A 21645-nucleotide genomic window follows, 5' to 3' on the forward strand; every position below is an offset into this window, starting at 1 on the left:
TCTCAGTAACCATGAGACAGGCTTTTTTTCTTATACAGTACCTGTTGTAGTTTTCGATTTGAATCTGTCAATAAGCCAAAACAACAGAAAGAAAATAAGGGAAGGCAGTACCCACCAAAGTTCATACTCTGCTAAGGGAATAGCCTGTACAAGTCGTTCTGCTCCGGCCAGGTGTATTCCGAATCCGGCTAACAGATATACAGTAGACACCAGTGTTGTTCCGGCTACCGCCCCGATATAGGGTAGTTTTGAAGAAATCTTTTTGCCGAAGATAATGACATATAATACCAGGGTAATCACAATAGGATAGATAAAGGCAAGAAACGGATAAGCCACCTCAATAATATATTCTACTCCTGTGATGGAAAGGATACCGGAGAGGAGACAACATATCGTGACGATAACCTCATAACTGATCTTATTCTTAAATAAAGTACTGAAAAATGTTCCTACTGCACAAGTCAGTGCGATTGCTGTTGTCAGACAGGCTAAGGCAATACTGAGAGAGATTGCGATAGTTCCATATCCGCCCAGAATCGTGTTGGAGATAAAAAGTAGAAGTTCGGCCCGTTTGATATCATTTCCGGTATTATAGCCAGAGGTAGCGCCCAATATGACCAGTCCGCCATAGATCAATAATAAAAATACAGCAGCCATAAGACCTGCACTGATGACGATTTGATTTTTCTCTTTTAATGAGGTATAACCTTTCATTCGGGCTGCTGTAATGATGATTCCGGCAAAGATGACAGAAGCCAATACATCCAGAGTCTGATATCCTTCTGTAAAGCCGGATGTAAATGCTGTCACCGGAGTGGCTGTACCAGCGGTTGGATCAGAAATAGGATGCAATATGCCGATAGTAATCAGCGTAAGTAACAAGATGAGGAGGACAGGCGTGAGAAAATTACCGATCACATCTACCACTTTCGAAGGACGTATGGAAAGCACAAACGTAACCACAAAAAACAGTACCGATCCCCAGATTGGAGATAAGGAAGGAAAAGTCGGTAATAGCCCAACCTCATAGGTTGTCGCTGCTGTACGTGGAATAGCAATCAATGGGCCTATCCCCAGCATAATCACAGCACCGAGAACTAATGCGACGGTTTTATGAACCCTGCCTGCAAGATCTTCAAATGTTTCTCCCGAATTGACAACAGAAAGCACTCCCAAAAAGGGTAGCAAAATACCGGTCAGACCAAATCCTAAAATAGCAAGTCCCCAGTACTGCCCGGCACCAAGACCAATAAGAGGTGGAAGAAGTAAATTGCCAGCTCCGAAGAACATGGCAAATAAGGCAAAGCCCAGAGTTGTGATGTCACTTATTTTTCTCAAAATGAGGATAGTTTACGGTATTTACTAAAAGACTGAACCGCAAATATATAAACTTCCTATTGAAATAAAAGATCTGCAATCTGGCGGGCTTCTTTTACATCATGTACCCGAAGAAGTTGGACACCTTTGCTTAATAGTACTGTATTTAATGCTGTTGTCCCATTTAAAGCATGCTCCGGTGTAATATTGAGCTTCTTGTAAATCATGGATTTACGGGAAAGACCCCCCAGAATAGGAAGACCAAAGTAATGTAATTCATCAATCCGATGAAGTAATTCGTAATTCTGTTGTATGCTTTTGGCGAAACCGAAGCCAGGATCGAGGATAATATCCTTTACTCCTAAACTGCGTAGTGCAGAAATCCGGCTTCCTAAAAAAGTCGCTATATCCGTGACAATATCATCATATATAGTCATTTGCTGCATATTTTCCGGCATGCCACGCATATGCATAAGGATATAAGGTACTTGTAATTTAGCTACTGTTTGAAACATTTGTTCATCCAGTGTTCCGCCGGATACATCATTGATAATATGTGCACCGGCTTTAATGCTTTGCTCCGCAACTTCAGCACGAAAGGTGTCTATTGAGAGTATTGCATGAGGAAAGATACGGCTGATCTTGTCAATCACCGGAATAGCACGGTCCAGTTCTTCCTGTACAGAGATAAGAGGTGCTCCGGGACGCGAAGAATATGCTCCGATATCTAATATGTCTGCACCTTCCTTCAGCAGTTGCTCTGCCTTTTTTAATGCAGCGTCGAGATGCTGATGTTGTCCGCCATCAAAGAAAGAATCCGGTGTTACATTGAGGATTCCCATTATTCTCGGATAGTCAAAAGTGATCAGCCTGCCTTTTGCATTAACAGACTGAGCAGGGGTGCTGTGCATCATATTCATAGTAGGCAAATTTACCAATGATTCTTAAATGCTGTTTAGGCTACGGAACAATAATTTATATACGAATGATTTCTGTATATTTTGTAATACTGACTTATGATACGTTATATCTTCCGGATATGGATACGGTAAAATTTAGATACAGGTTCTGTATTAGGGAAGTACACATGTTTGAAATATAAGGTGTGATCATCATACCAGAAAACATCGGCCATAAAGCAAAAATACAGGCTTTCTTTTTCGAGAAATGAAAAGGCATCCCTCAGATTAAATATAGTTTTGAAATTCTTACCTGTTTTCTTCTGAATAAAATATTCATCGCATTCCTGTCCGGGGAAATAACCATTTAACCGGCTGTTCTTAGAAGGATTGTATCGGATATATCCCGGATTCCCCACTTCTCCGCCTTGTTCACCTGTTGTCAGATTAAAACTGTAATCCGAAGAATGGCCACCCTCACAGAATAAAATATCTTCTGATGGATAGTATGCTATGAAAGCTACATCCGTCACTCTGTTTATCCGATCTACCGAATCATAGGTCTTATAATAATGAAGTTTCCCGTTTTTGAATCGGATACTGCTCACAAATTCTCCGTCTATAGTAGAGTCCAGATCTGCATTTTCATTATAACCTGAAAACACTACCCGACCTTTCAGCATCTTCTTTACTTTTCCGAAGTCCTTTATATAGAATAGACTGTCATGTTGTTTTGGACCGGAAGTTTTTAAGTAGGTAAAGGCTGCAGAGTCTATTTCCGAAATCTGCAAACTGTCTGAATTGAATTTGACCGTGCCGGTAGTATCGACAACAGAAGGTAATGTCTCAGCGTAAGCAGGTTCTTGTTTTTTCTGTTGGTTTGCACATCCGGATATGGAGAGCATTGCGAGGAGAAGTAGTGCCGTTATTTTCATAAAGGAGAGAAATAAAAAAAGCTGATGCAACACGATTCTGAATCAGCTTTTAGAGTTTATTTTACGATTACACCATCGGCAACAATCGTAATCGATTCTTTTGGTTTTGTGATTTTAGCAATTTCTTCTTTGCTTTTACCCATGTCTTCAGCATAATGCTTTAGCCAGGCAACAGAAGTTTTATTTAATTTAGCTTTACCTTCAACTACTACTGTTTTACCAACAATATCCTGAGGCATAAAATAGGTGTAATCAGTAAAACGAACCATTACCGGTTCATTACTTCCTTCCCGCTTCAGCGTCATAAAACAACCTTTCTTTTTGCAAACTTCTACAACAACTCCTTCAACTTTACCATTGTAAGTGCTGTCTTTTCCAAAAGATTTTTCCAGTTTACTCACGGAAATAGCCTGATGCTGATCAATCTTTTTGCCATATTGAACTCCTGATTTTGCTGATGGTATACTGGATTGTTGTGCAAATCCGTAGCTCAGCCCAATAAGGACTAACAGCAACGATAATGTGATTTTTTTCATATAGATGATATTTACTGTTTAAAAATGAACTTAAACAAATAACCTGGTCTGCCATCTGCAGACTATTTCCTGATAAATTCAAATTTACCGCTGGGGTCAAGCTTCATAATAGTCGAAGCTTTTCCATCACCCTGCTCTTTCTGCCCAAACTGAACGGTATAATCTACTCCGGCTTTTATTTTTTGGTCAATATCTCCGAATGTTTTTGCTGAAGGTTCTCCGCTGATATTGGCAGATGTCGAAATGATCGGTTTACGAAAGCGTTGTAATAGTTGAGTACAGAATGGATGATTGACAATCCGGATACCGATAGAACCATCTTCCGCAATGGCATTAGCAGCCAGATTTTTTGCATTGGAATATACAATGGTCAGCGGATGTTCTGTATATTCTATCAGTTGATACGCTACTTCCGGAATATCATTGACATATCCTGCAAGCTGATTCTCGTTGTGCAGCAGCACAATCATGCTTTTTTCTTTTGAACGCCCTTTTAGCTGAATGATGCGGTCTACTGCTTCCGGATTGGTCGCATCGCATCCGATACCCCAGATGGTATCGGTAGGGTATAGAATAAGCCCTCCATTTTTCAATGTTTCGAGGGCTTTATTGATATCTTCTCTGTCTATTACAGTCATTTTAATAAAAATATACTTCGGTTGAGCTGTTTATACAGCTACATTATGATCGCGTAAAGCGTCATTCAGTGAAGTTTTCTTATCCGTAGATTCCTTACGCTTTCCGATAATCAACGCACATGGCACCTGATATTCTCCTGCAGGGAATTTTTTAGTATAAGATCCAGGGATCACTACCGAACGGGCAGGGACATGACCTTTATATTCGATAGGCTCAGGACCGGTTACATCAATAATTTTAGTTGAAGCTGTTAATACTACATTCGCACCTAAAACTGCTTCAGATTCTACACGTACACCTTCTACTACGATCACTCTTGATCCGACAAATACGTTGTCCTCAATAATTACCGGAGAAGCCTGTACAGGTTCCAGTACACCACCGATACCTACACCACCACTCAGGTGCACATTTTTACCAATCTGTGCACATGAACCTACTGTAGCCCACGTGTCGACCATTGTTCCTTCGCCTACATAAGCACCTATATTGACATAAGATGGCATTAGAATCACACCTTTCGCAAGGTATGCGCCTAAGCGGGCAGAAGCACCGGGAACTACACGTACACCTAAGTGTTTGTAGTTGGTCTTCAGCTTCATCTTATCATAATAAACAAAAGGTCCGGCCTCTGTTTCTACCATCTCCCGGATAGGGAAATAAAGGATCACCGCTTTTTTGATCCACTCATTGACATGCCATCTTGTGCCGATTGGTTCTGCTACACGAATTTCACCATTATCCAGTTTAAGAATAATCGTGCGGATAGCTTCAGAATATTCTTTATATTCTAACAACTGCCTGTCTTCCCAAGCGTCCTCAATCAGTTTTTGCAAGTTTTCTAATTCCATGAAATTAATTGTGATAATTTGACTAACAAAGATGGAAAATTTTGTTGATATTATTAGCAGATAATTAGATATAAGATCGTTATAGATGTAGCCGAATGGCAAATAATTCAAGAGGAATTAATCTTGATTTTGGATATTTGTGTTACTGCAAGAGCTACTGCTGCAAAAATATAGTTTGTCTAGGAGGATAAGAGTAGAGTCGTGATCATCTTTGGTACTGTAAATCATTGCTGCAGATAATTTTTTTGCATTTATACTTTTAAATTTTTACTTTGAGAAAATATGGCTGGAGAAAAGGATAAACTCAGAATTGATAAATACTTGTGGTCAATCCGCATTTTTAAGACAAGGAGTCTGGCAACGGAGGCCTGTAAAGCAGGTCGCGTAAAGTTGAACGGACAAAATATCAAACCTTCTTATGTGGTCAAAGTCGGGGAAACTTATGCTGTACAAAAAGGGCTCGAACGACGGGTGATCAAGGTTGTAGGTTTACTGGAAAGACGGGTTGATGCCAGGACCGCAGTACAGTTCTATGAAGATCATACACCGGAAGAAGAAACATATGCTTACAAATCTGTGTTTCATGCACCTGTATTGCAAAGGGACAGAGGTGCAGGAAGACCTACCAAACGGGATCGGAGAGAAATCGAAGATCTTCAGAACGACTGGTGGGAATCGCTGGATGATTAAGCATGTACCGCTTATGGCAGTTGTGTAACATAAGTCACCAAACGGCGAAATATAAAAGCTGATCTTTGTATAAAAATAAATAATATGGAATGGATATTTGAACCCTGGCCATGGTATATAGGAGGTCCTTTAGTTGCTCTTTGTATGATTGCACTTCTGCTTGCAGGCAAGAATTTTGGTGTTTCCTCCAATTTCAGAACCATATGCGCAGCATGTGGAGCCGGCAAAACTTCTGATTTTTTTAAATTTGACTGGAAAGCACAGCGCTGGAACTTACTGATATTAATCGGAGCTGTTTTAGGAGGCTATATAGGAGCACATATCTTATCTGATGGTGGACAGATTCCGGCTATTCATCCGGATATCATTACTAAGCTTCATGAACTGGGGTTTCAGAGTGCAGGTAATGCTTATGCTCCTGCAGAGCTATATGATACTTTGGATTTGAAAGCTTTGGCATTATTGCTGGCAGGTGGGGTTTTTGTCGGTTTTGGTTCGCGCTATGCAGGAGGCTGTACTTCGGGACATGCTATCTCAGGCTTGAGCGATTTACAATTACCTTCACTGATTGCTGTAGTTGGATTCTTTATCGGCGGGCTGCTGATGGTTCATGTTATTTTTCCGGTATTATTTTAAAAAGCAGACAACATGAGAAAATTAGTATTCATCCTTATCGGATTGATTTTAGGATTGACCATGTATAAAGCTGAAGCGGCTTCATGGTTCAGAATATATGAAATGTTTAATTTTCAGTCTTTTCATATGTATGGCTTTATAGGTTCTGCACTGATTATAGGAATAGGAGCCATTCAATGGATCAAACGGCGTAAAATCAAAGACATGGACGGGCATCAGATACAGATTACTCCCAAAGAAAAGACCTTCAGCCGTTACCTTTTCGGAGGGATTATTTTCGGACTGGGCTGGGCATTGGCGGGAGCTTGTCCATTACCGATGTTTGTATTGGTCGGAGCAGGAGTTTTTCCCATTCTGATTGTTATCCTTGGTGCTGTTGCAGGAACATGGCTGTATGGCCTGATCCGGCATAAACTTCCTCATTAATAACGTGCTTATTTATGTATACTGCAGCATTACAAGTCGCTTACGGAACTGTTTTTGAACCTCGTCTGATAACAGAAATTGAGGAAACAGCCCGTTTTCTTTCCTTTAAAAAAGCAGATGTGCTCCTGGATGCCGGACAATACATCAAGGTGATGCCACTTCTGGTAGAAGGTGCTATACGGATTATGCGTGAAGATCCGTGGGAAGGAGAACTGTTACTTTATTTTCTTGAAAAGGGAGATACCTGTGCTATGACTTTGGCTTGCTGTCTGGGAGATAAAAAAAGTGAAATCAAAGCTGTGGCAGAAACGGATGCATTAGTAGCGATGATACCCGTCAGTAAGATGGAAGAGTGGCTGGCGAAATATAGCAGCTGGCGCAATTTTGTGTTTTCCAGTTACAACAGGCGTATGGAAGAAATGTTAGGAGCAATAGATCAGCTGGCTTTTCATAAGATGGATGTGCGGATTCTGCATTATCTGGAAGAGATTGCGAAAATCAACAGTACACGTTCCATTCATAAATCGCATCAGGAAATAGCAGATGCTCTGAATACCTCACGTGTTGTTGTCTCCCGCATCCTGAAGGTGTATGAAAATGAAGGAAAGGTCCGGCTCAACCGAAGTACAATAGATTTATTGTAGTGGGTAATCACAGAGCAAAACTTGCGTTGCTGTAACAAAAGTTACCGTTTGAACGAATATCAAAAGATACTTTTACAGTATTATAATATGAATACATAAATATGGAGTTGCTTGCTTACTTACTGGCTGTGTTGATCGGAATATCTTTAGGCCTGATCGGGAGTGGAGGCTCTATCCTTACGGTTCCTATCCTGGTCTACATTCTGGATATCAATCCTATCCTGGCCACTGCATATTCGTTATTTATAGTGGGGATGACATCGCTTGCCGGTGGTATTTCACAGACCATCAGCAAACAGGTGGATTATAGGATGGTGTTGCTGTTTGGAATTCCTTCCATCATTATGGTCTTGTTTACAAGAGGGTATATCATGCCGCATATTCCGGAGGAAATAGGTGCAGTCGGAGATTTTGTATTGACAAAAGGCATGTTTGTAATGGTACTTTTTGCGGTTATTATGCTGTTTGCTTCTGTATCTATGATCCGTTCCAAAGAAAAAGTACTAGTAGTCGAAAAGCATCGTTACGATAACAAAAGCATTATACTGAAAGGTGTTTTTCTGGGGATAATTACTGGAATGGTAGGAGCCGGCGGTGGATTTTTGATTATACCTACCCTTGTTATTTTTGCCGGTATGCCGATGAAAAGGGCGATAGGGACTTCTCTGATGATTATTGCATTCAATTCCCTGATTGGCTTTGTTGGTTTTGTAGAGATTGATGGCCACGAGGTAGATTGGCGATTATTATTCTTGTTTTCCATAGCGGCCATTATGGGAATTCTGATCGGCACTTTATTATCCAGAAAAATCTCCGGTTCGAACCTGAAGACCTCCTTTGGTTGGTTTGTATTGATTATGGGCATTATGATTCTGGTAAGAGAGATATTAGATATTTAGTTATTAAAGAAAATATGGAGTTATGTTTTTTGAACGTATATATGATGAGAGTTTAGCTCAGGCGAGTTATATGATCGGTTGTCAGGCAAAAGGAGTTGCACTGGTTATCGATCCCAAAAGAGATGTGGATACTTATCTTGAAATTGCGAAACGCAATAATCTGGAAATTACCCAGATTACCGAAACCCATATTCATGCTGATTTTCTGAGTGGTTCACGGGAACTGGCGGCACTCACGGGAGCTACACTTTATCTTTCGGATGAAGGAGGCGAAGACTGGCAGTATGAATTTCCACATGAAGGATTAAAAGAAGGGGATAAGCTGGTTGTTGGTAATCTGACATTGACTGTCATCCATACACCGGGACACACGCCGGAAAGTATAAGTTTTGTGCTGACTGATCACCCTGCTTCTGATGAGCCGATTATGGTATTCACCGGAGATTTCGTATTTGTGGGTGATGTAGGCCGTCCTGATTTATTGGAAAAAGCTGCCGGATTAGTCGGTACAAAGGAAGTTGGAGCAAAAGATATGTTCAGATCAATCCAAAAGTTTCTTACACTACCGGATTTTGTACAGCTATGGCCGGGGCATGGTGCAGGATCATCCTGTGGAAAAGCGCTGGGATCTGTTCCAAGTAGTACAGTAGGATATGAGCGTATCCGTAACTGGGCTTTACAACAACAGATAGAAGATGCATTTGTCACTGAATTACTGGACGGACAGCCGGAACCACCTGCTTACTTTGCCATGATGAAAAAGCTAAATAAGGTGGACCGCCCATTGTTGTTGCATGTACCTGAGGTTCCATTATTAAACAAAGAACAATTTTTAAAGTATAGACAAGAGGCTGTTACCATCGTGGATACACGACCAAAGGAGTTGTTTGTAAAAGGACATATTCCGCAATCCTTAAATATTCCTCATAAAAAATCTTTTGCTACCTGGGCCGGCTGGCTTTTGCAGTACGACAAACCCTTTATTTTGGTTGCAGCAGCACATGAAATTGAGGAGGAGACACGTAAACTTATGCGTATAGGATTGGATAACGTTATTGGGTACATCACTAACATCGATGATTTGGATATACCATTAGAGATGACAAAAGTAGTGGATCTAGCTGCCGTAAAGTCTGCAATCAATAATCCTGACATACAGCTTATTGATGTTCGTAATACGAACGAGTATCAGGGAGGACATATCAAGGGAGCAATTTCACTGATGTGGGGCAAACTGGGAAAAAATCTTTCGGCTATTGATCCTCAGAAGACCAAAATTATCTATTGTCAGGGCGGAGACAGAGCTTCAATAGCTGCTTCTTTACTGAAGAAAAATGGAATTGATGATGTAGAGGTCTATCTTGGTAGTATGAATGAATGGCTTTCACAAGGGCAGGAGCTCGAATTTTAATTTTAAGCCAGCGTTGACTGTTAGAATCTTTTAATAATTATGCCGGCATCCGGGGTTAAAGATACGGATACCGGCGTAAATAATGTGTTTATTCGGGAATACTGTAATGACTCATGTATCTTACGATACGGTTTGCCCGGCCATTTACATATGTAGAAGGATTGCGGGCATCCCATTTCTGCGGACTAGGCAGAATAGCAATGATGAGAGCAGCTTCTTTTTTTGTTAAACTTTTGGCTGACTTGCTGAAGTAATATTGTGCTGCGGCCTCAGCTCCATACACCCCTTGCCCCATTTCAATGACATTGAGATATACTTCGAGAATTCGTTTTTTACTCCAGAATAATTCGATGAGAAAAGTAAAGTAGGTTTCAAAACCCTTGCGTACCCACGAACGCTCCGGCCATAGAAATACATTTTTGGCCACCTGCTGGCTGATTGTACTTCCTCCCCTGAGCTTTTTGCCGTTTTGATTTTTCTCCATTGCTTTCTGAATAGCTTTGACATCAAATCCGTTGTGCTCCATAAAATGAGCATCTTCACCGGCTATAGCGGCACGCTTCAGATTATTGGACATGTCATCATAGTTTAGCCAGTCCTTCTCCAGCTTCCACTCTTTACCCATTCCCTTACGCTCAAAGCCACGTTTGATCATCAGATAAGTCACAGGAGGATCTATAAAACGCAGGCAGATCACCCAGAAAATGGTGATTGCAAAAAATCCGCCTATTACACGTCCTGTCCACTTAAGGATTTGATTTTTAAGGTCTTTGGAGCTTGATTTTCGTTTTACTTTGTTGCCTCTTTTGATCGCCATGGCGCTTGTATCATTTATCGTGCAAACATAATAGCTATTACGCAGTATTAGTTAATTTATTTTAAAGTTTTCAGGAAAAATAATGGGATCACATGAATTCAATTGACAGATATAGAAATTTATGAGTTGAATTTAAGCAAATTCATAAGGAATCAGATTCTCAAAGATATTTTTATCGGCAAGAAATAGTAAAATTAAAACTGTTATTTGTCGTATATTTGCCGATAACGGCAAGTGTATAATAAATAGCATGAACTATATTTCAGTAAGAAAGTTTGCGAAAAGATGGAATATTCCGGAAAGAACCGCCCGGAATTATTGTGCTAGCGGAAAAATAAAAGGAGCTTTTTTAACGGGTAAAACATGGAATATTCCGGAAGATTCGTTATTACCTGAGAAGGGAAATAAGAAGAAATTTAGTGATAATGTCTTACTCAATCACTTTAAAGAGCAAAAAGAGATGAAGCTGAAAGGTGGAATTTACCACCGTACGCAAATTGATCTCACCTATAATTCAAATCGTATAGAGGGGAGCAAGTTAACTCATGATCAGACACGCTACATATTCGAGACAAATACCATAGGAGCATCTAAAGAAGTTGTTAATATTGATGATATTATCGAAACCACCAATCATTTTCGATGTATTGACTTAATCATCGATAAAGCAAAATCCAAACTAACGGAATCTTTTATTAAGAAATTACATTTTCTTCTGAAATCAGGAACATCTGATAGCCGAAAAGATTGGTTTAATGTTGGGGAATACAAAAAACTTCCAAACGAAGTTGGTGGGAATGAAACTTGTCCACCTAAAGCAGTTTCCACAGAAATGTCAGCTTTACTTTCCAATTACCACAGCATTGCAAATAAGACTTTAGAAGATATTATCGATTTCCACTATAAATTTGAAATTATTCATCCTTTTCAGGATGGAAATGGTCGCGTCGGACGGTTAATAATGTTTAAAGAATGCCTGGCTAACAATATTGTACCTTTTATCATAGATGAAGATCTCAAGCTTTTTTATTACAGGGGATTACAGGAATGGAGGCATATTAAAGAATACCTGCTGGATACATGCCTTAATGCTCAGGATAATTATAAAGCCATTCTTGTATATTTTGAAATAGAGTTTGATTAGTTTTCCGGTAGTAAAACTTAAAAATGCAATTTCTTTAAAGAAATATCACAGGGAGAGCCTGTGAATTATAAAACTTATTGGGTTGGCAATCTTTGCGGCTGCAGTCTGCTGTCATTTGATTTATAGCGTAGACTATTGTTATATCTCATACACTACATGTTTATCCGTCATAGTAATTGACACCATTATAATTCATGATTTATACAAAAAAGTTAATGCCTGACAATATAGTATGTTTCTCTCTGCAGAGTTGCCTATCTGCTACATTTCTGTTATTTTTACAGCTTATCAAAAATCGATATTAAATTGGCAAAGGCAGCAAAAAAAGAAACTCCATTGATGCAACAGTATAATGCTATAAAGGTGAAATATCCGGGAGCATTATTGTTATTCAGAGTGGGAGACTTTTATGAAACGTTTGGAGAAGATGCAATCAAAGCCGCAGGCATATTAGGGATTGTATTGACAAAGAGGGGGAGTGGAAGTGAGTCCGAGACAGCATTAGCGGGATTTCCGCATCATTCCCTGGAAACGTATCTGCCAAAATTGGTAAGAGCCGGTCAACGTGTGGCGATCTGTGATCAACTCGAAGATCCGAAGACGACCAAGACTATCGTCAAGCGTGGAGTGACAGAACTGGTAACTCCCGGAGTATCTTACAGCGATAATATCGTTCAGCAAAAATCGAATAATTATCTTGCTTCTGTATTCTTTGAAAAGAATTCTACAGGAGTTGCTTTTCTGGATATTTCTACGGGAGAATTTCTGGTTGCGCAAGGCAGCAACAGCTATATTGATAAACTTCTGCAGGGATTCAAACCTACAGAGGTCATACTGGCAAAAAAACAGTTTAAAGAATTTACAGAACATTTCGGAAGCCAGTTTTACACCTATACACTGGATGAGTGGCCGTATACGGGAGATTATGCGACAGAGACCTTACTCAAGCACTTTGAGGTCAACTCGATGAAGGGGTTCGGAATAGAGCGTATGCCTGTAGGCATTATAGCTGCCGGTGTTGCACTTCATTATCTGAATGAAACAGAACACCGTAATCTGCAGCATATATCCAATATATCGCGTATCGAAGAGGATCGCTATATGTGGCTGGATAGATTTACAATCCGTAATCTGGAACTGATAGGATCTGCAAATGAAAATGCAGTAACTCTTTCGGATGTACTGGATCATACGGCCTCACCGATGGGTGCACGTTTGCTCAAACGATGGATCGTCATGCCCCTAAAAGACCGGGCTTCTATACAGGAACGGTTGAATGTAGTGGAGCATTTTCATCAAAACAGATCTTTACGGGATGAGCTGGTGCAGGAAATAAAACAGGTAGGTGATCTGGAGCGACTGATCAGCAAGATCGGACTTCTCAAAGCCAATCCCAGAGAGATTATGCAATTGAAGCGATCGTTGTATGCGATCGAAAAGTTGAAAACACGAACGGCGGATGCAGACGCAGAGTCATTAAAAATTATCTCGGAACAGCTTAACACCTGTTCATTGATCCGTGATAGAATAGAAAGAGAAATGCAGGCCGAACCTCCTGTTGCACTTAATAAAGGAAATGTCATGGCAGATGGCATTGACAGTGAACTGGATCGTCTGCGCAAAATTGCCTTTGGAGGTAAAGATTATCTGTTGGAAATTCAGAAACGCGAAGCTGAACTGACCGGAATTCCATCTTTAAAGATAGCTTTCAATAATGTTTTCGGGTATTACCTCGAAGTGACCAATACCCATAAGGATAAAGTGCCGGAAGGCTGGATCCGTAAACAGACATTAGTAAATGCAGAACGCTATATCACTGAAGAGCTGAAAGAGTACGAAGAGCAGATCCTCGGTGCAGAAGAAAAAATTCAGGTTATAGAAAACAGACTGTATGCAGAGCTATTATCTGCGATTGCCGAATATATCAAACCGGTACAGCTTAATGCTCAGCTGGTGGCCAAACTGGATGTCCTGTTGAACTTTGCTGTAATAGCAGAAAAGAATTTTTATGTCAAACCGGAGATCAGCGAGAGCAAAGTTCTGGATATAAAAGGCGGACGACACCCTGTGATCGAAAAGAACCTGCCGATCGGACAGGACTATATCACCAACGATACTTTCCTGGATAATGATGCACAGCAGATTATTATTATTACAGGACCCAACATGGCCGGTAAATCCGCTTTACTAAGGCAGACCGGATTGATTGTGTTAATGGCGCAGATCGGAAGTTTTGTTCCTGCCAAAACAGCACATATCGGTTTGGTAGATAAGATATTCACCCGTGTAGGAGCGTCGGATAATCTTTCGTCCGGTGAATCTACCTTTATGGTTGAAATGAACGAAACAGCGAGTATCATGAATAACCTGTCGGACAGAAGTCTTATTCTGCTGGATGAGATTGGGCGTGGTACGAGTACATATGATGGGATTTCTATTGCATGGGCGATTGCTGAATTTTTGCACAATCATCCTACAGCAAGAGCAAAGACTTTATTTGCGACGCATTATCATGAACTCAATGAATTGAGTACTTCCATGCCTAGAATCAAAAACTTCAATGTGACAGTCAAGGAAGTCAATAATAAAGTTATCTTTTTGCGTAAACTGGTTCCCGGAGGTTCAGAACACAGCTTTGGTATTCATGTTGCCAAACTGGCCGGAATGCCTCCGAAATTGCTGGGAAGAGCAAATGAAATCCTGAAGCGTCTGGAGCAGGAGCGTACCGGAGGTGAGCAGATAAAGGACAGTATGCGCAAAATACAAAAACAAGCCTATCAACTGCAAATGTTTGCTATTGATGATCCTATTCTGGAAAAAATCCGGGACATGCTGAATAATCTCGATGTCAACACCCTGACTCCGGTAGAAGCCCTGATGAAACTGGATGAAATACAACGTCTTCTGAAAAACTAAAATCGAAAAAATAATTCTACACTTCCATAGTGATTGTAGATGTCTGTGATCAGGTTACTGTCCCACTGATAAGGAGTGTAATGGTAACCGATCTCCAGTCCGATATAATTTTTTCTGGATACGCCGTACATACCTGCCAGACTCGCTCCGAGGTGAAGTGTATTCACATTATGAAATCTTGTGCTGGAACCATCTCCGTACTCATCTACATAATTGTCATTATATACCGTTTCGGACAACCCTGTGCTGATTACTTCCCATCCTATGCCCAATTTAGGAATAAGCATAAATTTACCCCTATCCATTGCTTTATAGCCCACATTTCCACCTACAGAAAAGCTGGCCGCAGAGTTTACATCCATCGTTTCATTATAGAGCAGGTATTGAAAATCCCTGTCCGAACTGTTAATTCTGACTTTTATTCCTCCTTCGAAAATAAAGTTTTTGCGCAGCGAACTCATTACTGTTAACCCAAAGACCGGATTATATCCGAATGTGGTATTGCTGCCACCCAGCGGGCCGTAAGTACCGGCATAGACCGTATAACCTACTCTGTCTTTATAATCGTCTGAATGAGATCCTTGATTGCTTTGAGCCTGATTACTTTCGGCTTGCTGAGCTGCAATTTCATTAAAATCATCAGCAAACAAAGCAATCAGTTTCCGGTCCTTATCCGCTAACTGGTAGCTATCTGAATACAGTAAGGCCTTGGCTTTCAGTTTCAGTAATGAATCTGCCTGATGACGTAAAGGGACATAATCAAACTGAGAAGGTTGCTTCGTGTAAATATCCTTGTAGTTTTTCTTATCCGCATTATTCCATCTTTTTATTAGTTGCTGATCGTATTTCTGACCGTAGTAATAATCCAGTTCTGCTTGATAAGGAGATTTAGAGATGAGAAGCTGAAGGATCTTGATGCGCTCCAGAAACTCTGTTTTTCCGCAATCCCTTTCCCATACATTGACAATATCCCGGATAGCATCAAAATCATTTTTCACTAGAGCGGGAACGAGTTTATCCAGACCGGATTGGGCCGAGGTGATGCAGGTACCAGAGGTAGAACCGGTTTGCTGTGCACGGGTAACTCCGCTGATTCCAAACAGCAAGATTGTAAATAGGAAGAAGGAAATGTTGCGCATAATAATAAACTAATAAACGAAAGTAATGATTTTTTTGGTTTATGAAGTAATACGAAGCTTGTGTGTGCTACAGGGGATTGTATCTTTGTACTATGTCTTCTATTTTTCAGTTTAAACAATTTGCTGTAGATCAAACGGATTGTCCCATGAAGATCAATACAGATGGAGTATTGCTGGCTGCTACTACAGCAAATATTCCCCCTGCCCATATACTGGATATAGGGACGGGTACGGGTGTGATTGCACTGATGCTTGCACAACGATTCGAAAAGGCTACACTTGAGGCTGTTGAGATCGATGCGCTTGCTGCGGACAGAGCAAAGCAGAATTTTCTGAATTCCCCTTTTTCTGAGCGCATGTCTGCACGACATACTTCCTTTGAAGACCTGAACCCGGTCAGAAAATATGATCTGATTATCTCTAATCCTCCCTTTTATACGGATTCGTTGCATAATCCTGATAACAGAAAAAAAACAGCCAGACATGCTGATCTTCCATTCTTTGAAAGACTCTTTGATTTTGCCGGAGGCCATTTGATGGAAAATGGCTTGTTGCGTCTGATTCTTCCCCCGGAACTCGCCGAACAACTACAGGACATTGCAACTGCTCAGAATCTGATAACAGAGCATGTAATCGCTGTCCAATCGTATAATGACAGTCCTGTCTTCAGGAAGATGATTACATGGCGCAAGGGAGGGAAGAAAGCCGTGACTGCGGAGGAATTATTGATTATATATGAGCGCAAAGGAGTATATTCGGAGAGATATAAAGAACTTTTACGTCCTTATTTTTTAGCTTTTTAGACACATGAAAAAAATTGGATTGATATCAGATACACACAGCTATCTGGACGAAGCGGTGTTTACCTATTTCGAGAATTGCGATGAGATCTGGCATGCAGGTGATTTCGGATCGTTACAAGTCGCAGATGCGCTGGCTGACTTCAAACCTTTTCGCGGTGTATATGGTAATATAGATGGTAAGGAGATAAGAGTACAATATCCCGAAAATCTCAGATTTATGTGTGAAGGAGTGGATGTATGGATGACGCATATTGGCGGATATCCCGGCCGGTATGCTTCTGCTGTGAAAGATGAAATTACGGCCAACCCACCACAGTTGTTTATCTGTGGTCACTCCCATATTCTAAAAGTACAGTTCGATCAAAAATTAAAATGTTTGCATCTTAACCCCGGTGCAGCCGGTAAACATGGTTGGCAAAAAGTCAGAACATTGATGCGTTTTGATATAAATGGGGATAAAATTGAAAATTTGGAAGTTATAGAACTGGCAAATCGTTAAACTCTGGTTGTCATTAGGTTGCAGGATTGTTTTAGGTTGCCTACATTTGGCCTAAATCATATAAACAAACAAAACAACAAATGACAATTATGAAAACCTTAGGTCAGTTTATCATTGAAAAACAGGCCGATTTCCCCTATGCAAAAGGGGAGCTTTCCCGACTGTTACGAGATATCGGAATAGCGGCGAAAGTAGTCAACCGGGAAGTAAATAAGGCCGGGCTGGCCGATATCCTGGGTGATGCAGGACAGACCAATGTGCAAGGGGAGGGGCAGAAGAAACTGGATGTCTATGCAGATGAGCAATTTATGAAAGCCCTGAATCATGGTGGAGAATGTTGCGTTTTTGCTTCGGAAGAACAGGATGAAGCTATCTATCTGGATTCAACAGTATCCAAAGATGCCAAATATATTGTTTGTATTGATCCTTTGGATGGTTCGTCCAATATAGATGTAAATGTCTCTGTCGGAACTATTTTTTCCATATACAGAAGAAAATCCGTCAATGATAGGGCAACCTTAAGCGATATCCTGCAAAAAGGAACGGAACAAGTAGCAGCAGGATATATTATCTACGGCTCTTCTACCATGTTGGTATATACCACCGGAAAAGGTGTTAACGGCTTTACGTTAGATCCTTCCATAGGTGAATTCTGTCTTTCCCATCCCAATATCAAAATTCCAAAAAGCGGATCTATATATTCGATTAATGAAGGTAATTATATCAAATTTCCGCAGGGCGTCAAAGATTATATTAAATATTGTCAGGTTGAAGATGCATCTACAGGCAGACCCTATACGTCCCGTTATATTGGATCCATGGTAGCTGATATTCATCGTAATCTGCTCAAAGGAGGAATATTCCTGTATCCTACTACACTAAGCCATCCGGACGGAAAACTAAGGTTGATGTACGAATGCAATCCGATAGCTTTTATTGTAGAACAAGCCGGAGGAAAGGCAAGTACAGGCCAGGGAAGAATTCTGGATATAGTACCCTACGAGCTGCATCAGCGATGTCCGGCATTTATGGGTAGTCCTGAAATGGTGGAGAAAGTGGAGGAATTTATGCTCCGGTCTTAAAAGATCGGATTATTCACCTGCATGAATAGATTTTGTTTATTCGGATAAACAACTTGTACAGGGATAGTCGTTACAGACTGTCCCTTACTTCCAGTAAAAAACCTTTTAACTTTTCTAAGGAATCAATGACACGCTGATTTTCCCGCGCTTCATTTTTATTTGTACGCAGATAATCACGCGCACCTTGTAATGTGTAGCCTTTTTCTTTTACCAGATTAAAGATTATTTTCAGGTTTGCGATATCTTCCTGTGTAAAGAGACGGTTGCCCTTTTTATTCTTTTTGGGTTGCAAGACCGTAAATTCACGTTCGTAAAAACGAATCTGAGATGCATTGACATTAAACATCTCCGTTACCTCACCCATCGTGTAGTATAATTTATTTATTTCGCGCTCCTTGTAAGGCATATTTATTTAAATTAGTCTTGCTCAAACAAACTTAGATAAATTTGCTTTTATATGCAATTATTGTATTGTATATATAAGCAAATGTGCATTGAAATAAGACAAAATGTTAAAAGGTATATGAAACTGAAAAATCAGATTGGAAATACTTTACCCGAATCTTAAGCATAACGTAAAAGTTAGCTTCCCTAAATCTCCTGACATAATCGTAATTAATTTCATAATATATTCGCTAGCCGGGACTAATTTAGCTTCGTCATGAACATGACGATTGCCAATTATTGTACACGCTACTGATTCTCTGAAAACTGAACTTATAAAAAAAATATTTCATATCAAATCAGATTATAGAGCTGTTCGTTAGCGAGATTATTTCATGGTCTATTAAACCCAATTAAGACCTAAAACTCGGGTTAAATTAATAAAATTATGCTCGTGCTGAAAAACATCTCAACAACTAATATTTAATCAATACTATTAACGAATTGAGGCATTCATTTCAATTTCTTTTAAATCCGTTCCATCTACATTTAGTCGATAAATAATATTAGAACCTTGTTTAATAAAAAAAATGGAATTTAAAAGTTTATTATATCTAATCTGTTTAAAATGAACTCCTGATGAGGGTAAAATTATTTTCTCAATCTTCTTTTTCAGATCAATTTGAGCTAATTCATAATAAGAAGAACAAACAACATAATTGTTATTTAGAAGAACCGGATTAGAATATCCTGTTGAATTCCTCAAAGTATCATTTAAAGTTTGAATTTTACTCAAATTTCCACTCTTTTTTCAAGAAAAAATATACCTCTATCTTTATCATTTATTGTTAATAACATTTGGCTACTATCAATATCCAAAATATTGGTTATTTGATAGGAATTCAAATTGGTTATTTTTTTTGTTTCGAAACTCTTTGGCTTTAGTTCATATACATCAAAGTCATGAGCAGCCCTTCTTCCTATCGGAGAATTGCCAGTGTATTCATTTGCCTGTGTGTAATAAATTGATTTTCCATCTACAGAGAAAATTGCTTCTAATTTCAACGTACTACTATCTGTTATCTGTTATCTGTTTTAACTTTTCTCCTAGTATATTACTGATCCATAAAGAACTCTTCAAACTTTTTGGAGAATAACCAACAAGAATAATTTGTCCATCAACACTTGAACAACTGGGATTAAAATAAGAGATATTATCTGAAGAGTTAATAAGTAATTTTACGTTTTTTCCATCAATATCTACTCTGTAAATGGAGCTTTTTTCTCCTTCCAACCAAGAATAGATTATAAATTTTCCATCATTACTTATGTCAAATCTTCCCAATTCACCAACGTCTTTATTTTTATTAGAACTACAACCAAAAAACAAGACTACTGATATGCAATATATAGAATTTAAAAATTTATTCATTTATTGTAATTTAATATGACCTAGAAATAGAATTAATCACATTATTTATAAAATTGTTATATTTCTGATTAACTGTTTTTTTTGTTTGTGGAGTTATATTCCTTACGCTTTTTTGTGCATTAATATCTGAAAACAGCAAAGTTACTAAAACAGCAATATTATATGTTCTTTGCGAAATCTTTTCGCCGGTTACAGGATCAATCCCCCCCCTTTTTATATTGCTTAATCACTTTGAAAGCTTCTTTGACTAATTTTTTATCAGCATCCAAAACTTTTAAGTCTATAAAAGCTCCTTTTATACCACTAGATTTGTTAATAAAATAAGACAAATCATGATTCATTGCCGCCATATCTATCATATCTAAGGGAACGAGGCCCAAATCCCTGGGGTCTTCATCAGGGCCTGGACCAATAAAATTTGTTCCAAACATTGCCTTTCCATTATAAAGAACTTTTCCCCCATCACCATACACATCATTAGTGCCCCCCTTTGAATTTCTACCTTTTTTAGGAGGATCCTGTTGGTTTTTCTTTTTCCCTCCTTTATCCTGATCATCTCCCTGCATTTGTTGCATGAACTCAGCAATATCATTGGGATCATTAGTAGACCAGCCTTCTGCTGTTGCAACCCACATACCATTAGGGTCTAACTTTCCTATCGGATCATTAAGCGTATAATTGTATGCTGAATAGGGATAGTATTTCTCCGCCAACGGATCCGCCACATTCCATCTTCCAATCACAGGGTCGTAGAATCTGGCTCCATAGTCCAACTGGCCACCTAACTCCTCCTGCTTCTCTTTGCCATTATAAAGATACTTATTATTTCCATATACCGGATTTGGGGACTTCTGTAAACCAAACGGATAGTAATCATCTCTTTGTAAGACTTCCACTGCATTTGTACTCGGGTTCCGGTAGATGGTAGCTCTGACATTGCCCAGGTGGTCCGTCAGGTTATACCGGTAGGTGTATGTGCCATTCGCATTCCGGTAGGCCACGCCTTCTGCGGTATGGATAAGTTCGATTACTCCGTTCTGGTATTCTATTCCGCCTGCATAATACTGGTAGGTAATCGTGTTCCCTCCTCCAGTCACCTGCAGGGCAGGTTCAGGTGATTGTAGCTCAGATTCATACCCATACGATCGGTCTTTGCATTGCCGTTTTCATCATAGCTGTAGCTGCCATTGATACCACCGGATACGGTATGCAGCCTGTTGCCGGTATAGCTGTAGCTGATCCCTGATCCGTCACGGGTCAGATTCGTGATATTACCCATATCATCGTAGTTCAGGATTTCAGACATTCCTGAAGTGGGACTGCTTCCGTTGGTCAACCGGTTCAGTTTATCATAACTGTATACAAAGTGCTGGTTGAGGGTGGTTGTCTGCCCCCATTGCTGTTCGGAGATATTGCCGTTCCATTGTGCTGCTGCTCCTTTGACCGGATCCTGATAACTGAGCTGCTGGCTGAAGTGGGGTGAAGTAGTGCTTGGCATCCAGCCCCGCTCATTGTATGTGTAATTTGTGGTATTCACCGGGTTATT

25 protein-coding genes are annotated in these 21645 nt (G+C 39.8%); 11 read left to right on the forward strand and 14 right to left on the reverse strand.

Translation table 11 applies throughout. The annotated features are described in order from the left end of the window. Window positions 1–30 precede the first annotated feature (30 nt). The 6 genes from brnQ to I6J02_RS10400 form a co-directional block, all read right to left on the reverse strand. Window positions 31–1338, reverse strand: a complete 1308-nt coding sequence (gene brnQ / locus I6J02_RS10375; protein ID WP_201681594.1) for a branched-chain amino acid transport system II carrier protein — start codon at window positions 1336–1338, stop codon at window positions 31–33. Between the two features lie 56 nt (window positions 1339–1394). Then, the gene (folP, locus tag I6J02_RS10380) at window positions 1395–2237 is read right to left on the reverse strand and encodes a dihydropteroate synthase (RefSeq protein ID WP_201681595.1); all 843 of its coding nucleotides are present in this window, start codon (window positions 2235–2237) and stop codon (window positions 1395–1397) included. A gap of 104 nt (window positions 2238–2341) precedes the next feature. Beyond that, on the reverse strand, window positions 2342–3151 hold the full coding sequence (locus I6J02_RS10385) for a hypothetical protein (RefSeq protein WP_201681596.1): 810 nt from the start codon (window positions 3149–3151) through the stop codon (window positions 2342–2344). Window positions 3152–3207: 56 nt separating this feature from the next. Continuing rightward, complete coding sequence (locus tag I6J02_RS10390; protein ID WP_201681597.1) at window positions 3208–3687, reverse strand: DUF4920 domain-containing protein; 480 nt, start codon at window positions 3685–3687, stop codon at window positions 3208–3210. Window positions 3688–3749: 62 nt separating this feature from the next. After that, a complete protein-coding gene (locus I6J02_RS10395) occupies window positions 3750–4325 on the reverse strand; it encodes an L-threonylcarbamoyladenylate synthase (RefSeq protein WP_201681598.1) in 576 nt (191 codons plus the stop codon). A gap of 30 nt (window positions 4326–4355) precedes the next feature. Beyond that, window positions 4356–5177 (reverse strand): 2,3,4,5-tetrahydropyridine-2,6-dicarboxylate N-succinyltransferase, encoded by an 822-nt coding sequence (locus I6J02_RS10400; RefSeq protein WP_201681599.1) that lies wholly within the window; start codon window positions 5175–5177, stop codon window positions 4356–4358. Between the two features lie 282 nt (window positions 5178–5459). On the opposite strand from I6J02_RS10400, the gene I6J02_RS10405 reads away from it, so the two are divergent. The 6 genes from I6J02_RS10405 (at window position 5460) to I6J02_RS10430 (ending at window position 9883) form a co-directional block, all read left to right on the forward strand. Continuing rightward, a complete protein-coding gene (locus tag I6J02_RS10405) occupies window positions 5460–5867 on the forward strand; it encodes an RNA-binding S4 domain-containing protein (RefSeq protein ID WP_201681600.1) in 408 nt (135 codons plus the stop codon). Window positions 5868–5951: 84 nt separating this feature from the next. Next, entirely contained in the window at window positions 5952–6503 is a 552-nt protein-coding gene (locus I6J02_RS10410) for a YeeE/YedE family protein (RefSeq protein ID WP_201681601.1), read from the forward strand. Window positions 6504–6515: 12 nt separating this feature from the next. Further along, the gene (locus I6J02_RS10415) at window positions 6516–6929 is read left to right on the forward strand and encodes a DUF6691 family protein (protein WP_201681602.1); all 414 of its coding nucleotides are present in this window, start codon (window positions 6516–6518) and stop codon (window positions 6927–6929) included. 14 nt (window positions 6930–6943) lie between these two features. Then, the gene (locus tag I6J02_RS10420; protein ID WP_201681603.1) at window positions 6944–7573 is read left to right on the forward strand and encodes a Crp/Fnr family transcriptional regulator; all 630 of its coding nucleotides are present in this window, start codon (window positions 6944–6946) and stop codon (window positions 7571–7573) included. Between the two features lie 101 nt (window positions 7574–7674). Continuing rightward, a complete protein-coding gene (locus tag I6J02_RS10425) occupies window positions 7675–8472 on the forward strand; it encodes a sulfite exporter TauE/SafE family protein (protein WP_201681604.1) in 798 nt (265 codons plus the stop codon). Window positions 8473–8494: 22 nt separating this feature from the next. Next, complete coding sequence (locus tag I6J02_RS10430) at window positions 8495–9883, forward strand: MBL fold metallo-hydrolase (RefSeq protein WP_201681605.1); 1389 nt, start codon at window positions 8495–8497, stop codon at window positions 9881–9883. 88 nt (window positions 9884–9971) lie between these two features. Here the strand turns inward: I6J02_RS10430 and mtgA are convergent, their stop codons facing one another. After that, window positions 9972–10700, reverse strand: a complete 729-nt coding sequence (mtgA, locus tag I6J02_RS10435) for a monofunctional biosynthetic peptidoglycan transglycosylase (protein ID WP_201681606.1) — start codon at window positions 10698–10700, stop codon at window positions 9972–9974. A 250-nt stretch (window positions 10701–10950) separates the two neighbouring features. On the opposite strand from mtgA, the gene I6J02_RS10440 reads away from it, so the two are divergent. Together I6J02_RS10440 and mutS are read left to right on the forward strand one after the other, a co-directional pair. Next, entirely contained in the window at window positions 10951–11844 is an 894-nt protein-coding gene (locus I6J02_RS10440; protein WP_201681607.1) for a Fic family protein, read from the forward strand. 306 nt (window positions 11845–12150) lie between these two features. Further along, complete coding sequence (gene mutS / locus I6J02_RS10445) at window positions 12151–14760, forward strand: DNA mismatch repair protein MutS (RefSeq protein ID WP_201681608.1); 2610 nt, start codon at window positions 12151–12153, stop codon at window positions 14758–14760. Here mutS and I6J02_RS10450 read toward each other — a convergent pair. Continuing rightward, complete coding sequence (locus I6J02_RS10450; RefSeq protein ID WP_201681609.1) at window positions 14757–15899, reverse strand: hypothetical protein; 1143 nt, start codon at window positions 15897–15899, stop codon at window positions 14757–14759. The genes mutS and I6J02_RS10450 overlap by 4 nt on opposite strands. Before the next feature lie 146 nt (window positions 15900–16045). Between I6J02_RS10450 and I6J02_RS10455 the strand changes: the two genes are divergently transcribed. From I6J02_RS10455 to fbp, 3 genes are all read left to right on the forward strand, one after another. After that, complete coding sequence (locus tag I6J02_RS10455) at window positions 16046–16702, forward strand: tRNA1(Val) (adenine(37)-N6)-methyltransferase (protein ID WP_201681610.1); 657 nt, start codon at window positions 16046–16048, stop codon at window positions 16700–16702. A gap of 4 nt (window positions 16703–16706) precedes the next feature. After that, window positions 16707–17201: a metallophosphoesterase family protein gene (locus tag I6J02_RS10460; RefSeq protein ID WP_201681611.1), complete on the forward strand. Its 495-nt coding sequence runs from the start codon at window positions 16707–16709 to the stop codon at window positions 17199–17201. 80 nt (window positions 17202–17281) lie between these two features. Beyond that, on the forward strand, window positions 17282–18283 hold the full coding sequence (fbp, locus tag I6J02_RS10465; RefSeq protein ID WP_201681612.1) for a class 1 fructose-bisphosphatase: 1002 nt from the start codon (window positions 17282–17284) through the stop codon (window positions 18281–18283). Between the two features lie 70 nt (window positions 18284–18353). On the opposite strand, the gene I6J02_RS10470 is transcribed toward fbp, so the two are convergent. The 6 genes from I6J02_RS10470 to I6J02_RS21745 form a co-directional block, all read right to left on the reverse strand. Beyond that, window positions 18354–18689 carry a MerR family transcriptional regulator gene (locus tag I6J02_RS10470; RefSeq protein WP_002996913.1) on the reverse strand — a complete coding sequence of 112 codons (336 nt, stop codon included), beginning with the start codon at window positions 18687–18689 and terminating at the stop codon, window positions 18354–18356. A 474-nt stretch (window positions 18690–19163) separates the two neighbouring features. Continuing rightward, window positions 19164–19463 carry a hypothetical protein gene (locus I6J02_RS10475; protein ID WP_201681613.1) on the reverse strand — a complete coding sequence of 100 codons (300 nt, stop codon included), beginning with the start codon at window positions 19461–19463 and terminating at the stop codon, window positions 19164–19166. Then, the gene (locus tag I6J02_RS10480) at window positions 19460–19732 is read right to left on the reverse strand and encodes a hypothetical protein (RefSeq protein WP_201681614.1); all 273 of its coding nucleotides are present in this window, start codon (window positions 19730–19732) and stop codon (window positions 19460–19462) included. The genes I6J02_RS10475 and I6J02_RS10480 overlap by 4 nt, the downstream gene beginning before the upstream one ends. 7 nt (window positions 19733–19739) lie before the next feature. Continuing rightward, complete coding sequence (locus I6J02_RS10485; protein WP_201681615.1) at window positions 19740–20099, reverse strand: hypothetical protein; 360 nt, start codon at window positions 20097–20099, stop codon at window positions 19740–19742. Between the two features lie 197 nt (window positions 20100–20296). Beyond that, entirely contained in the window at window positions 20297–21196 is a 900-nt protein-coding gene (locus I6J02_RS21740; RefSeq protein ID WP_236582404.1) for an RHS repeat domain-containing protein, read from the reverse strand. Further along, window positions 21193–21636: a hypothetical protein gene (locus I6J02_RS21745; protein ID WP_236582405.1), complete on the reverse strand. Its 444-nt coding sequence runs from the start codon at window positions 21634–21636 to the stop codon at window positions 21193–21195. The genes I6J02_RS21740 and I6J02_RS21745 overlap by 4 nt, the downstream gene beginning before the upstream one ends. Window positions 21637–21645 lie beyond the last annotated feature (9 nt).

This window comes from Sphingobacterium spiritivorum (genome assembly GCF_016725325.1).
Classification (GTDB): Bacteria; Bacteroidota; Bacteroidia; order Sphingobacteriales; family Sphingobacteriaceae; genus Sphingobacterium.